The organism is Novosphingobium sp. AAP1 (assembly GCF_001295765.1).
Classification (GTDB): Bacteria; Pseudomonadota; Alphaproteobacteria; order Sphingomonadales; family Sphingomonadaceae; genus Novosphingobium; species Novosphingobium capsulatum.
Genome location: NZ_LJHO01000002.1, coordinates 310,317 through 324,487 on the forward strand (window position 1 = coordinate 310,317; position 14,171 = coordinate 324,487).

The following is a 14,171-nucleotide window of genomic DNA, read 5'->3' on the forward strand; positions in this document are numbered from 1 at the left end:
GATTGGACGTGGCGATTTAGAAAGCTGGACCCCGGATCAAGTCCGGGGTGACGTGGCGTTTAACCACCACACATTATTCTCGTCACCCCGGACTTGATCCCGGGTCCAGCTTTTCTCCGGCCTCACGCTGCGCCAGCTTGTTTCGGTTGTAAACAGTTGGAGGTTTTGTACAAAAACCCCAACCGCACAATCGACGCAGGGGGCAATCATGATCAAGCCAATTCACGCCATGCTGGCTGCCACAGCCATGGTGTCATGCCTGGCAGGCGGCGCTGCGCTGGCGCGTGATACGTCCACCGCGCCTTCCGCCACCGCGCCGACCAGCGCCGCCGCAGCGCAGGACGCGCGCCTGGCGGCATTTCTCGACAAGGAATTTACCGCTGAATTGGCGCTGCGGCCGCAGCTTGCCACCCGCCTAGGCCGCAAGGAAGGCATGGACCGGCTGGACGACAACAGCGATGCTGGCATGCTGCGCCGCCTGGAATGGCGGCGGGGCAGCGTCGCGCGGATGAAAGCCGCGTTTTCCCGTGATGCGCTCTCTCCCGAAGGACGCATCAACTACGATATCTGGGCGCTGGAACTCGATCGGGCCGAGCTGCAATACCGCTTTCGCCGTTACCAGCCGCCGTTTTATTCCTACCTCTATTCCGTCCACGCCGAACTGCCCAATTTCCTGATCAACACGCACCAGGTGCAGGACGCGTCAGACATGGCCGCCTATATCACCCGGCTGCGCGCGGTTCCGGCCGTGCTTGACATTGCAATCGGCCAATCCACCCAATCAGCCGCCATGGGGATCCTGCCGCCGCGGTTTCAGCTGGAACGCGTGATTTCCGGCAGCAAGGGCCTGATCACCGGCGCGCCGTTCGACAATGGCCCGGCCTCGCCCTTGCTCAACGATGCCGAAACCAAGATCGCCAAACTGCTGGCGGCCAAGGCGATTTCGCCGGTGCAGGCAGCCCAGCTGACCGAGCAGGCTGTCGATGCGGTGCGCGCCTTGCAGCCAGCCTATCAGCGGGTAATCGCCTGGGCGCAGGGCAATCTGGACAAGGCGCGTTCTGGCGTGGTCGGCGTCGGCACGCTGCCGGGCGGGGCAGACTGGTATGCTGCGGCGCTGCGCCTCAACACCACGACCGACCTGACGCCCGAACAAATTCACCAGACCGGCCTTGCCGAAGTGACGCGCATCAATGCCGCCGAAGACGCCCTGGCGCGCAAGGCCGGGTTTGCCGATGCTGCTGCGCTGCGGGCCGATATTGTGGCCAAGGACCCGCCGCGCCCGTGGACCGACGAATTGCGCGCGGCGCGCCTGGCCAAGTCCAACGCCATCGTCAATGCCAACCGCGCCCTGCTGCCCAAGGTGTTCACCATGCTGCCGGCCTATGGCACCGAGGTGGTGCGCGAGCCGGCATTCAGCGAAGTAGCCGGTGGCGCCGCCCACGCTGCCTTTGCCAGCGCCGATGGCAAGCGGCCGGGACGGGTATGGCTGCACATGCTGGGCGAGAAAGACCCCGATGCCACGCTCTATACGCTGATGTGCCACGAGGGCATTCCCGGCCACCTGATGCAGGGCGATATCCAGGTGCGGCAGACCGGCACGCCGCAGTTCCGCAAGGCCTATACCTATGTCGCGTTCAGCGAGGGCTGGGCGCTTTATGCCGAGCGGCTGTGCAGCGAAATGGGGGCGTTCCCCGATGCCGCCGCCGATCTGGAGCGGCTGGATGCCGAACTGTTCCGCGCCGCGCGCCTGGTGGTGGATACCGGCATCCATGCCAAGGGCTGGTCGGAAGACCAGGCCGTGCAATACCTGATCGACACCGCGCATCTGCCGGCGCAGCAGGCCCGTTCGGAAGTGCGGCGCTATATCACCGTGCCGGGGCAGGCGACTGGCTACAAGGTGGGCATGCTGCGAATCGTCGCGCTGCGGGAAAAGGCGCAGGCCGCGCTGGGCGCCAAGTTCGATCTGCGCGGCTTCAACGATCTGGTGGTAAGCGCCGGTTCGGTGCCGCTGTCGGTGCTGGAAGGACGGGTTGACGCTTGGATTGACGGCCAGCGGGCCAAGGGGTGATGCTTATCTGTTGATGAGGGCACGCTGCCCCTCAAAATCAGGCGAAGGCCATGCTATCTTGCCGGCATGGCCTTCGCACCCTTCGTTCCGCTGCGCGTCTTTTCGTCGTACACCATGCTGGACGGGGCGATCGACCCCAAGGCGATTGCCAAGACCGCAGAAAAGCGCGGCTTCCCGGCCATCGCTATTACCGACCGTAATGGCCTTTACGGCAGTGCTGCCTTTGCCAAGGCGTGCAAGGACGGTGGCGTCCAGCCGATCATCGGCACCATGCTGGCCGTTGCCCGCCCCGAACGCGAGGGCGCATCCAGCCCCGGCTTTGGCCCGCAGGCGCCAACGATCGATTGGCTGGCGCTCTATGCCCAGGATGCGCGGGGCTATGACAATATCTGCCACCTGGTCAGCCGGGCCCACCTCGATCGCCCGCTGGAGCATGCACCGCACGTGCTGCTGTCCGATCTGGAAGGCTATACCGACAGCCTGATCTGCCTGACGGCAGCGGGCGAGGGCGCGCTGGTGCGCCTGCTGGCCGGTGAACAGCAAACCGCAGCCGAAGCCTATTGCACGCGGTTGCAGGCCCTGTTTCCCGATCGGCTCTATATCGAGGTGGCACGCCGCAACGAGGCCAACGAGCAGGCCGCCGAAGAGGCCCTGATCGCGCTGGCCTATGCCCGCGATCTGCCGCTGGTGGCTACGAACCCGGCCTGCTTTGCCGATGCGCAGTTCTATGATGCGCATGATGCCATGCTGTGCATCGCCAGTTCCACCCATGTCGACAGCCCGGATCGCCCGCGGTCCTCGGAACAATGGTGGATCAAGCCGATCGAGGCGATGCAGGAGCTGTTTGCCGACCTGCCCGAGGCATTGGCCAATACCCTGGTGGTGGCGCAACGCACCGCCTGCATTCCGCCCAAGCGCAAGCCGATCCTGCCCAGCCTGGCGGGCGACAAGGAAGGGGAGGCGCTGGCCTGCGCGCGCGACAGCCGCACTGGCCTGGTTACCCGGCTCAAGCCCTATTACCCGGAACACTGCCACGCCGAATTGGCGCAAGTCCTGTGCCTGGAGCCCGAGGCAGAACCGGACGGCGCAGACTATCCCGAACTTGTCGCGGCGGGCGTGTGGGACGAGGTGCTGGAATACCGCAAGCGGTTGGAGTTCGAGGTTTCGATCATCAACCGCATGGGCTTTGGCGGCTACTTCCTGATCGTGGCCGACTTTATCAAGTGGGCTAAGGATCATGACATTCCGGTGGGGCCGGGCCGTGGTTCGGGCGCCGGCTCGCTGGTTGCCTGGGCGCTGACCATTACCGATCTCGATCCGATCAAGCTGGGCCTGCTGTTCGAACGCTTCCTCAACCCGGAACGCGTATCGATGCCAGACTTCGATATCGACTTCTGCGAAACGCGGCGTGGCGAAGTGATCCGCTATGTCCAGGCCAAATATGGCGCCGATCACGTCGCGCAGATCATCACGTTCGGTAAGCTGAAAGCCCGCGCCGTGCTGCGCGATACCGGGCGCATCCTGCAGATGAGCTATGGCCAGACCGACCGGCTGTGCAAGATGGTGCCCAACCATCCCACCGATCCCTGGACGCTGGAGCGTGCGCTCAACGGCGTGATGGAATTGAAGCGCGAGTATGATCGCGATCCTGAGGTCAAGCGCCTGATCGACCTGGCGCGCCAGTTGGAAGGCCTGCCGCGCAACAGCTCTACCCACGCGGCGGGCGTGGTGATCGGGGACCGGCCGCTGGCGCAACTGGTGCCGCTCTATCGCGATCCGCGGTCAGACATGCCGGTGACCCAGTTCGACATGAAGCATGTCGAGGATGCGGGCCTCGTCAAGTTCGACTTCCTCGGCCTCAAAACCTTGTCGGTGCTGCGCAAGGCGGTGGATCTGCTGGCCAAGCGCAGCGTCACCATCGATCTGTCGCTGCTGCCGCTCGATGACGCCGCAGTCTATCGCCTGCTCCAGGTGGGTGACACGGTCGGCGTGTTCCAGCTGGAATCGGAAGGCATGCGGCGCACGCTGGCGGCGGTGAAGCCGACCAATTTCGGTGACATCATCGCGCTCGTCTCGCTCTATCGCCCTGGCCCGATGGACAACATTCCGCTGTTCGGCCGTCGCAAGAACGGGCTGGAAGCGATTGAATATCCGCATGAAAAGCTGTCGGTGATCCTGGCGGAAACCTATGGCATCTTCGTTTACCAGGAACAGGTGATGCAGGCCGCGCAGATCCTGGCGGGCTATTCGCTGGGCGACGCTGACTTGCTGCGCCGCGCCATGGGCAAGAAGATCCAGGCGGAAATGGACCAGCAGCGCCTGCGCTTCGTGGCCGGGTGCAAGGAGGTGTCGCAGATCGAGGCGGCCAAGGCCAACGAACTGTTCGACTTGATCGACAAGTTCGCCGGCTATGGCTTCAACAAGAGCCACGCTGCCGCCTATGCCTTGCTGGCCTATCACACCGCGTGGTTCAAGGCGCATTACCCGCACGAATTTTATGCCGCGTCGATGTGTTTCGACATGCACCAGTCGGAAAAGCTCAACATCTTTGTCGACGACATGCGCCGCAACGGCGTGGCGCTGGCGGGGCCTGACATCAACCATTCCGAAGCCGAATTCACCGTGGAGCGGACCGCCGATGGCCATGCCGTGCGCTATGCCCTGGCTGGCCTGCGCAACGTGGGCGAAAAGGCGATGGACGCGATCGTCGCGGAGCGGGAGGCGAGTGGCCCGTTCGCAACGCTCGACGATCTGTTCAAGCGCATTCCCGCCGGCTCGATGAATCGGCGCCAGCTCGAAGCCCTGGCGGCGGCCGGCGCGCTCGATGGGTTGGAGCCTAATCGGGCCAAGATCATTGCCAACGCCGAACTGCTGATGGCCGTGGCCGATGAAGCGGTGCGCAGCCGCACCTCTGGCCAGGGTGGCCTGTTCGGCGGCGACGAGCATGATCAGCCGGCCACGCGGCTGGCGGAAACCAAGCCATGGAGCCGCACCGATCAGATGGCGGCCGAGCGCGAGAACTTCGGCTTCTATTTCGCCGCGCATCCTGTGGAAGAATACCGCGCCGTGGCGAGCGCCAATGGCGCGCGCACCTATGGCAGCTTGATGGCGGGTTCTGGTGATGGCGGTGGCGCCGCGCGATCGGCGGCGGTCATGGCGGCGCTGGTGGAAAACGTCCAGAAGCGCAAGACCAAGCGCGGCAAGGACTTTGTCATGGCCGATTTTTCCGACAGCAGCGGGCTGTTTTCGGCCTCGTGCTTTGAAGAAACCCTGGTCGACGATTTCGTCGCCTGGGCGCGCGAAGGCATCTGCGTGCTGCTCAATGTCGAACTCGATCGGCCCAACCCTGACGAGCCGCCACGCGTGACCGTGCGCGGCGCCCGCCCGCTGTCGAGCGTGACCAGCGCGGCGCGCATGCACCTGACGCTGGACGTGACACGCGAGGAGGCCCTGCGCGAACTGGCGCTGCTCTTGCCGCGCGAGCCCGATGGCAAGGGTGAAGTTATCGCCCGGCTGCGAACCGCAAGCGGGGCCGAGCCGCGCGTGCGGCTGGGGCGCAATTTCAAGCTCGACAGCGATTTGATCGAACGATTGGTGCCGATCGAAGGGCTGGCCAACATGGCGCTGACGGCCAAGGCTGACCTGCGGCTGGTGAAATAACACGTCAGCCGGGCGACAAGACCCGGCAGTAACGAAAGGGCAGAGCGATGCTGGGCGGAATGCAGGACTGGCCGCTGCGCGTGGGCCGCTTGGTCGATCACGCCGCGCGAGAGCATGGCACGCGGGCGATCGTCAGCCGCTGGGCCGATGGCCGCGAAACAGAAACCACCTGGATAGAGGTGCGCGACGATGCGGCGCGGCTGGCAGCGACGCTGCGCCGCCTCGGTGTTCAGCCCGGTGATCGGGTGGCGACGCTGGCCATGAACCACGCCCATCACCTGGCTGCCTGGTATGGCATTCCTGGCGCCGCGGCGGTGCTGCACACGGTGAACCCGCGCCTGTTCGACGATCAACTCGAATTCATCGTCAACCACGCAGAAGACCGGGTCATGCTGTTTGACGCGGTATTTGCCCCGCTGGTGGAACGGATGAAACCGCGCTGGCCCAGCGTGGAGCACTACGTCTGCTTTGACAGCGACGGGCCTGCGCCGGCCTTTGCCGATTGGATCGGCGACGATCGTGCCGATTGGGCGGAGGGTGACGAGCGCGAAGCCTGCATGCTGAGCTATACCAGCGGCACCACGGGCAATCCCAAGGGCGTGCTCTATTCGCACCGGTCCACCGTGCTGCACGCGCTCTCGATGCTGCAACGGCAGGTGTTTGGCCTGGAAAGCCGCAGTGTGATGCTGCCGGTTGTGCCGATGTTCCATGCCGCCTGTTGGGGCGCGCCATGGGCGGCGGCGAGCGTCGGGGCCAAGCTGGTCTTTTCCGCCGTGGCCGAGCCGGCCGTGCTGTGCGATCTGCTGCATCGCCACGCGGTAACCGCCGTGGCGGGGGTGCCCACGGTTTGGCTGGGGTTGACGCAATATGTCGATGCCACGGCCGATGGCGCCTTTCCGCCGGCGCTGCGCGATGTGCTGTGTGGCGGATCGGCCCTGCCACGCACCCTGGTGGAGCGGTTCATGGCGGCGGGGCTGCGCGTCAGCCATGCCTGGGGCATGACCGAAACCTCGCCCATTGGCACGTCTGGCGGTGAGCCATGGAACTGGGACACGCTCGATTTCCAGGCGCAGGTCTCGCTCAAGGCGATGCAGGGGCGCCCGCCGTTTGGCGTGGAGATGCGCTGCGTCGATCTGGGAAATGCCACGCGCGTGCTGCCCCGCGATGGCAAGACGGCAGGCGCGCTGCAGGTGCGCGGGCCGTGGGTGATCCAGCGCTATTTCAAGGCCGAGGCCGATGCCGTGGATGGCGACGGCTGGTTCGACACCGGCGACGTGGCGATCCTCCACCCCGAGGGCACGTTGCAGATCACCGACCGGACCAAGGACGTGATCAAGTCGGGCGGGGAATGGATCAGTTCGGTCGATCTGGAAAACATCGCCGTTGGCCATCCGGCCGTGGCCGAAGCCGCCGCGATCGGCATTCCCCATCCGCGCTGGGACGAACGCCCGCTGCTGGTGGTGGTGCTGCGCCCTGGAATGACCGCCACGGCGGATGACCTGCGCGACTATCTGTCCAGCCGGGTTGCCAAATGGTGGCTGCCCGATGCCGTGGTCTTTGTCGAAAGCCTGCCGCACACCGGCACCGGCAAGATTTCCAAGAAGGATCTGCGCGCACAATTCCATGGCTTTTCATGGGATCAAGCGCCATCATCGGCGGCAATCAACGGGAGAGAACCATGATCGTCACGACCACCGAAAACATCGCCGGCCATGAAGTGGTGGAAAGCCTGGGGCAGGTTTTCGGCGTGGTGGTGCGCAGCCGCGGCCTGGCTGGCAACATCGTGGCGGGCCTGCGCACGATCATTGGCGGCGAGATCAAGGAATATTCGGCGCTGGTCGAAGATACGCGGCGCCACGCGATCGATCGGCTGGTGATGAATGCGCGGCTGATGGGTGCCGACGCCGTGGTGATGATGCGTTTCGATTCCGGCTCCATCGGCCAGACCATGAACGAGGTGGTGGCCTATGGCACGGCCGTGAAGCTGGCCAGGCCGTGACCGGCGGGGCGCGCATCGCCGCGCTGGTGACGGCGGGGCTGGTCGGCCTGGGCGGAGTGGCCCTGCATCTGGTGACGGGTCATGGCTGGGGCTTGATCGGCCTTGGCGCGGTCATTGCGCTCGGCACGCTGTTCGAAGGGCGTTACCGCGCGCGGATGCCCGAAGGACAGGTGCAGTGGCAGCGCACCGGCGAGTGCGAAGTGGACGTGGAAACCGGCGCGGTGGTGGAAGTGTGGTACGATCCGCTGACCGGCGCGCGCAAGTATGAGCCGGTCGCGGATTAATTGGGCGCTCAGGTTTCCACCACCCCCCGACCCCCTCCTCTGAAGAGGAGGGGGAGTTAAATGGCTGACATAAAAGCCCCCTCCTCTTCAGAGGAGGGGGTTTGGGGGCGGTGGAAGCCAAGCGCTGCACCTCTCAAAACAAGTCCATCTGCCCATCCCGCGAAGGCGCGCGGAACTGGCTGCAATCCAGATCGAGCCGCTCCTGCGGGATGCCGGCGCGGCGCAACGCCAGGCGGAAGCGAGTGCGGACAAGATCGGCCCAAACGCCCTTGGGCTTCATCCGGGTGTGGAAGCTGGCGTCATAATCCTTGCCGCCACGCATCGATTGCACGGTGTGCATCACCTTGGCGGCGCGATCGGGAAAATGGGTGTCGAGCCATTCGCGGAACAGCGGCGCGACCTCGTGCGGCAGGCGCAGCATGATCCAGCTGGCCGAGCGCACGCCAAGGGCGCCGGCATCCATCAGGATCTGTTCGAGGAACTGATCGGTAATGGCCGGGATGATCGGCGAGACGCCGACATGCGCGGGGATGCCGGCCTCCACCAGCGTGCCCAGCGCCGCCATGCGCTTGGCCGGGCTGGCCGCGCGCGGTTCGAGCAGGCTGGACAGGCGCGGATCGAGGCTGGTGATCGAGATGCCGACTGCCACCAGCCGGCGCGCCGCCAGGGCGCGTAGCAGATCGAGATCATCCAGCACGCGCGCAGACTTGGTGGTGATGGTGACGGGGTGGCCCACGTCCAGGCACAGTTCCAGCACCTGGCGCGTGATGCGATAATCCCGCTCGATCGGCTGATAGGGATCGGTGTTGGTGCCCATGGCCAGCGGCCTTGGGCTATATCCGCGCTTGGCAAAGGCCTGACGCAAAAGCGCCGCCGCCTGCGGTTTGGCAAACAGCTTCGTCTCGAAATCGAGGCCCGGCGAGAGATCGTGATAGGCGTGGGTTGGCCGGGCATAGCAATAGATGCAGCCATGCTCGCAGCCGCGATAGGCATTGACGCTGCGGTCAAACGGAATGTCGGGAGAGGCGTTGAACGTGAGGACCGACTTGGGAAATTCCTCAGTCACCGTGGTGCGCAGGGGCGGGGCGGTGCCATCGATATCGGGCGCGATGTCGCGCCAGTCGCCATCGGCCTCGCGCTGGGCAAGGCCGAAGCGCGTGGGCACCGCGCCGGATTGCGCACCCCTGCCTTTGATCGGTTGCATGCATGAGAACATAGCATGAACATGCGGGCAGGGGAAGGCTGATCCTCCCCGGGCCGGGGAGGAGCTTACTTTTCGAGCAGCCTTGGCATCAGTTCGACGAAGTTGCAGGGGCGATTGCGGCTGTCGAGCTGTTCGGCGAGGATGCCGTCCCAGCCATCCTTCACCGCGCCGTTCGAGCCGGGCAGGGCAAAGATATAGGTGCCGCGCGCCACCACGGCGCAGGCGCGGGACTGGATCGTGCTGGTGCCGATGGTCTTGTAGCTGAGCCAGCGGAACAGCTCACCAAAGCCGGGAATGTCGCGGGTCTTTACCCGGTCGAGCGCCTCTGGCGTCACGTCGCGGCCGGTCAGGCCGGTGCCGCCGGTGATCACCACGGCATCGACCTTGGGATCGTCGATCCAGTTGTTGAGCCGCGTGGCGATGACGCCAGCATCGTCCTTGTCGATGCCGCGCGCCACCAAGGCGTGTCCGGCATCGCGAATGCGCTGGGCAAGGATGTCGCCCGAGGTGTCCTCATCCGGTCCGCGCGTGTCGGACACGGTGAGCAGGGCGATGTTGATCGGCTTGAAAGTGCGCGTCGTGTCTATGGCCATGGCGGCGTGATGCGCTCAATTCCCGCCCATCGCAACCCGGACATTGTCTGCGCCGGCCAGGCCCGGGAACTTGGGCCACAAGCCCTGGACCAGGCCGATCCGGCTATCCGACGGGCCACCGGCCTGGCGTTCATACATCCAGTAGTTGCGCATCACGGCCGAAACATAGCCGCGCGTTTCCCAATAGGGGATCGATTCCATCCACAGCAGCGGATCACCCTGGTCCTTCACCTGGGTGTTCCAGCGCGCCACCGGCATCGGGCCGGCGTTGTAGGCGGCAATCACCTTGGGCAGCAGCCCGCCAGTGGCGCCATTGTCGCGCAGCCGCGTGAGGTAGGTCTGGCCAAACGCCAGGTTCACGCCGGGCAGATCGAGCTGGGTATCACGGCCCTGCATGACCGGATCGGCCCGTGCCATGTCACGCGCGGTGCCAGGCAGCACCTGCATCAGGCCCTTGGCGCCGGCCGGGCTGGTTACCGCCGTGCGGAAGTTCGATTCCTGCAGCGAGTGGGCAAAGAGCAGCGCGGGATCGACTTTCCAGCCATTGGCCGGAACCCACTTGGGCGCGGGGAAGCGTGCCGCTTCATCAGCGCGCGCGCCAGCCGGGGCGTTATAGGCCATCCACAGCTGGGTGGATGGCAGGCCCAAGTCACGCGCCAGGCGCGAAAGCGGGGCATACTGGCTGGGCGCACCGATCCGCGCCTGATAGCGCAGCACATCGTCGGCCAGACCATCCTCACCGATTTCAGCAAGCTGGACGGCGAGGCGCACATTGTTGACATCGCGGAGCGATTGCCAATCGGTAGCGGAGAAATCGGGGGCTGCGGGCGGCGTCGCGCTGCGCAGGCCCAGCGCCTCTGCGGCCATCATGCCATAGAGCGTGTCGCTGTTGCGGGCAGCGGCGCGCAGCATGCCGGACACCTTTTCCGGCTGGCGGCAGCGCACCATCGCGCGGCTGGCCCAGTAATAGCCGGCCGAAACCAGTTCCGGGTTGCTGCCCTGCGTGGCCGCCTGCTGGAACGCATCGGCCGCGGCCATGCAATCGTCCATGCGCCAGGCAGCGAGGCCGGCGGTCCACAGCGCCTCGGCCACCCATGGGCCAGAGCCGCCCTGTGTGGCGGAGAGCGCGACGAGCCGGGCATTGGCATCGTCGTTTTCGATGTAGAAGCTCCAGCCCACCTTCTGGCGCCATTCGGCGCGGGCGTCGGAGGAAAGGTTGGCGTCGATCCCATCGAGCAGCACGCGCGCGCCGGTGGGGTCGTCGGCCTTGATCCGCTCTTGAATGGCCTGGGCGACGCTATCGGGCATCGTGCCATCGGCAATGCTGCGCGGGCGGGTGCGGCGCGGCGTGCTGGGCAGCGTGGCGAACGATTGCGCGCTGGGCGTGATCGGCAGCGAGATGGCCCCGCGCTTGAGCGCCAGGCGGCCGAGCTGGTCGGTCCACGGCAGATCCGGCGCGCGGGCGATCAGATCGGTGAGCGAGGCGAGATCCGCCTTGGGCGAGGTGGCGGCCAGATAATACTGCGCACGGGCTACGGCCTGAAGCGGGCCATCGCTGCGCTGGGCCAGCATGGTCTGGACATTGGTCCAGTCCTGCCGCTCGATCGCGGCGAACAGCTGGGTATAATAGGTGCGGTCGTCCTGGCTGAGCAGGGTTGGCACCGCGGTGCGGTCTGCCCGGCTGCGGAAGTACTCCACGGCCGCGCTGTTGGCGTGTGCAGGCGCGGCCAGGCCGGCGATGCAGGCAAGGGCTGCAGCCGGCAGGCAAGCGCGGTGAAAGCGCCGGATCATCACGTCAGGTCTGTTCCCGTCCAGTCAAGCAAGCGGTTCCACAAGGCCGCCTTGTGCGCCGGGCGAGCCACGAGCGCCGCAAGATCGTATGCGAAAACCGCAGGTACGCATCCACCGTCATGGTTAAACTCTCGTAAATCGGCAGCATTATTCGGCAAGCTGTGGCCAAGAAGCGTTGAAATGCCGCTGCGGCCCAGGATCAGCGCGCGTTTGGGAGCTGCCATCGCGGCGTGATGGGCGAGGAGTGCGCCCAGGCCTTCTGCCCGCAACTGGCCCCAATCGGGCATCGGCACATGCACCGGCAGGGCGGCGGCGCAATAGACCTGATCGCGCGCAAGGCCCAATGCGGCCAGCATCCCGTCCACTACCTTGCCGCCTCGGCCGCTGAGCAGGCCGGCTTCGTCATCCGCCTCGGGCATGGGCAGCAGGATCATCAGCGGCGCGCCGGCCGGGCCGGTGGGGGCGATGCGGCGCGCTGGCGGGAAGGGCAGGCTGGGCGTTTCCAGCCACCAGGCGTGGAAATCATCAAGGGTTTGCGGCCAATCCCGCGCCAGGCCGCCCATCGCCGGCGGCGGTGGTGGCGGGGCAAAGCCGGCGGCGCCATTTCCGGCCTTGGCATTGGCCTTGGCCGCAGCCTTGCGGTCGCTTTCCAGCCAGGATTGCGGCGTATCGCTCAACATTCCATCGAGCCCGGCATCCTCCCACCAGGCAAAGGCAGCGTCGACCAGGGCAGACAGGGAATGGCCGGCGGCCGTGCCGGCAGGGGGCTGGCTCATGCCGCAACCTGTGGCGCGATGCCTTTTTGTCTCATGAGGCGGCTTGTCATGCACACCCTATTGACCTTGGGCGCCCCAGCTTTCAAGGCTGCGCTGCATAATCGCGTGATTAATAGCCCTCAGCAGGAACGGGCGATGGAGCGGGGACGATGAGCGAACGGGAATCGATGCCTTATGACGTGGTGATCGTCGGTGGTGGGCCTGCAGGCCTGGCTGCCGCGATCCGGGTGAAGCAGCTCAATCCCGAACTTTCGGTGTGCATCCTGGAAAAGGGCTCCGAAATCGGCGCGCATATCCTGTCTGGCGCGGTGGTCGATCCCAAGGCGTTGGACGAACTGCTGCCCGAATGGCGCACCATGGGCTGCCCGATGGCCGACGTGCCGGTGACCGACAACTGGCACTGGGTGCTGACCAAGACCAAGAAATACGCCATCCCGCACTGGCCGATGCCGCCGTTCATGTCGAACGAGGGCAACTACACCGGTTCGCTTGGCAACCTGTGCCGCTGGCTGGCCGAACAGGCGACCGAACTCGGCGTGGAAATCTTCCCCGGCTTCCCCGCTGCCGAAGTGCTGTTCAACGAGGCCGGCGCGGTGATCGGCGTGGCCACGGGCGACATGGGCGTGGCCAAGGATGGCAGCCACAAGGGCGATTACCAGCCCGGCATGGAACTGCACGCCAAGTACACCCTGTTTGCCGAGGGCGCGCGCGGCAGCCTGACCAAGCGGCTCAAGCAGCATTACGATCTTGAGCGCGATTGCCAGCCGCAGGTCTATGGCCTGGGCATCAAGGAGTTGTGGGACATCGATCCGGCCAAGCACGTGCCGGGCCGCGTGCTGCACACCCAGGGCTGGCCACTGTCGGAAAGCAATTCGTGGGGCGGCGGGTTCCTCTATCACCAGGCCAACAACCAGGTGGCCCTGGGCTTTGTCACCGCGCTCGATTACGCCAATCCCTATGTCTATCCTTACGAGGAATTCCAGCGCTGGAAGCAGCACCCGGAAATCCGCGCCATTCTCGAAGGCGGCCGCCGCGTGGCCTATGGCGCGCGCGCGATCAACGAAGGCGGCTGGCAATCGGTGCCACGCCTGTCGTTCCCCGGTGGGGCGCTGATCGGCTGCTCGGCCGGTTTCGTCAATGTGCCGCGCATCAAGGGCAGCCACACCGCGATGAAAAGCGGCATGCTGGCGGCCGAGGCGATCGTGGCGGCAGCCGCCGCCGGGCGCGAGCATGACGACATGGTGGAATACGATGCCGCCGTGCGCGACAGCTGGATCGCCAAGGAACTCAAGCTGGTGCAGAACGCCCAGCCGCTGGTGTCGAAGTTTGGCGGTTCGTGGGGCACGATCCTGGCCGGGGCCGACATGTGGGCCCGCGTGCTCAAGGTCAATCCGGTCAAGGGCCTCAAGCATCATACCGATGCCGAGGCGACGCAGCGCGCCGATCTCTACAAGCCGATCGCCTATCCCAAGCCCGATGGCGTGATCAGCTTCGATCGCCTGACCAGCGTATCGTTCTCGTACACCAACCACGAGGAAGACCAGCCGTGCCACCTGGTGTTGAAAGACCCCGAGGTGCCCACGCGCGTCAACCTGCCGCTCTATGCCGGGCCAGAGGCGCGGTTCTGCCCGGCGGGTGTCTATGAATTCGTGGGTGTGGAAGAAGGCACGCCGCGCCTGCAGATCAACGCGCAGAACTGCGTGCATTGCAAAACCTGCGACATCAAGGACAAGACCCAGAACATCGACTGGGTCACGCCCGAAGGTGGCGGCGGCCCCAATTATCCCAACATGTAA

At 65.5% G+C, this 14,171-nt stretch carries 10 protein-coding genes; 6 read left to right on the forward strand and 4 right to left on the reverse strand.

Translation table 11 applies throughout. The features are described 5' to 3' along the window. Positions 1–208: 208 nt before the first annotated feature. From IP65_RS05370 to IP65_RS05390, 5 genes are all read left to right on the forward strand, one after another. Positions 209–2,068, forward strand: a complete 1,860-nt coding sequence (locus IP65_RS05370; RefSeq protein WP_028657590.1) for a DUF885 family protein — start codon at positions 209–211, stop codon at positions 2,066–2,068. Positions 2,069–2,134: 66 nt separating this feature from the next. After that, positions 2,135–5,728 (forward strand): DNA polymerase III subunit alpha, encoded by a 3,594-nt coding sequence (gene dnaE / locus IP65_RS05375; protein ID WP_054131067.1) that lies wholly within the window; start codon positions 2,135–2,137, stop codon positions 5,726–5,728. A gap of 47 nt (positions 5,729–5,775) precedes the next feature. Then, complete coding sequence (locus IP65_RS05380; RefSeq protein WP_054131068.1) at positions 5,776–7,410, forward strand: long-chain fatty acid--CoA ligase; 1,635 nt, start codon at positions 5,776–5,778, stop codon at positions 7,408–7,410. Then, positions 7,407–7,727, forward strand: a complete 321-nt coding sequence (locus IP65_RS05385; protein ID WP_022675283.1) for a YbjQ family protein — start codon at positions 7,407–7,409, stop codon at positions 7,725–7,727. Before IP65_RS05380 ends, IP65_RS05385 begins: the two co-directional genes overlap by 4 nt. Further along, positions 7,724–8,011: a hypothetical protein gene (locus tag IP65_RS05390; RefSeq protein WP_054131069.1), complete on the forward strand. Its 288-nt coding sequence runs from the start codon at positions 7,724–7,726 to the stop codon at positions 8,009–8,011. Before IP65_RS05385 ends, IP65_RS05390 begins: the two co-directional genes overlap by 4 nt. A gap of 133 nt (positions 8,012–8,144) precedes the next feature. Here IP65_RS05390 and IP65_RS05395 read toward each other — a convergent pair whose 3' ends face one another. The 4 genes from IP65_RS05395 to IP65_RS05410 all read right to left on the reverse strand — a co-directional run bounded on the left by IP65_RS05395 (position 8,145) and on the right by IP65_RS05410 (position 12,375). Continuing rightward, positions 8,145–9,215 carry a PA0069 family radical SAM protein gene (locus IP65_RS05395; RefSeq protein WP_054131070.1) on the reverse strand — a complete coding sequence of 357 codons (1,071 nt, stop codon included), beginning with the start codon at positions 9,213–9,215 and terminating at the stop codon, positions 8,145–8,147. A gap of 65 nt (positions 9,216–9,280) precedes the next feature. After that, positions 9,281–9,808: a molybdenum cofactor biosynthesis protein B gene (gene moaB / locus IP65_RS05400; protein WP_022675286.1), complete on the reverse strand. Its 528-nt coding sequence runs from the start codon at positions 9,806–9,808 to the stop codon at positions 9,281–9,283. A 15-nt stretch (positions 9,809–9,823) separates the two neighbouring features. Continuing rightward, positions 9,824–11,599, reverse strand: coding sequence for a lytic transglycosylase domain-containing protein (locus IP65_RS05405; protein WP_054131071.1), 1,776 nt, complete (start codon positions 11,597–11,599; stop codon positions 9,824–9,826). Continuing rightward, the gene (locus IP65_RS05410) at positions 11,599–12,375 is read right to left on the reverse strand and encodes a hypothetical protein (RefSeq protein WP_054131072.1); all 777 of its coding nucleotides are present in this window, start codon (positions 12,373–12,375) and stop codon (positions 11,599–11,601) included. The genes IP65_RS05405 and IP65_RS05410 overlap by 1 nt, the downstream gene beginning before the upstream one ends. A gap of 149 nt (positions 12,376–12,524) precedes the next feature. Between IP65_RS05410 and IP65_RS05415 the strand changes: the two genes are divergently transcribed. Then, positions 12,525–14,171, forward strand: a complete 1,647-nt coding sequence (locus tag IP65_RS05415; RefSeq protein WP_054131073.1) for an electron transfer flavoprotein-ubiquinone oxidoreductase — start codon at positions 12,525–12,527, stop codon at positions 14,169–14,171.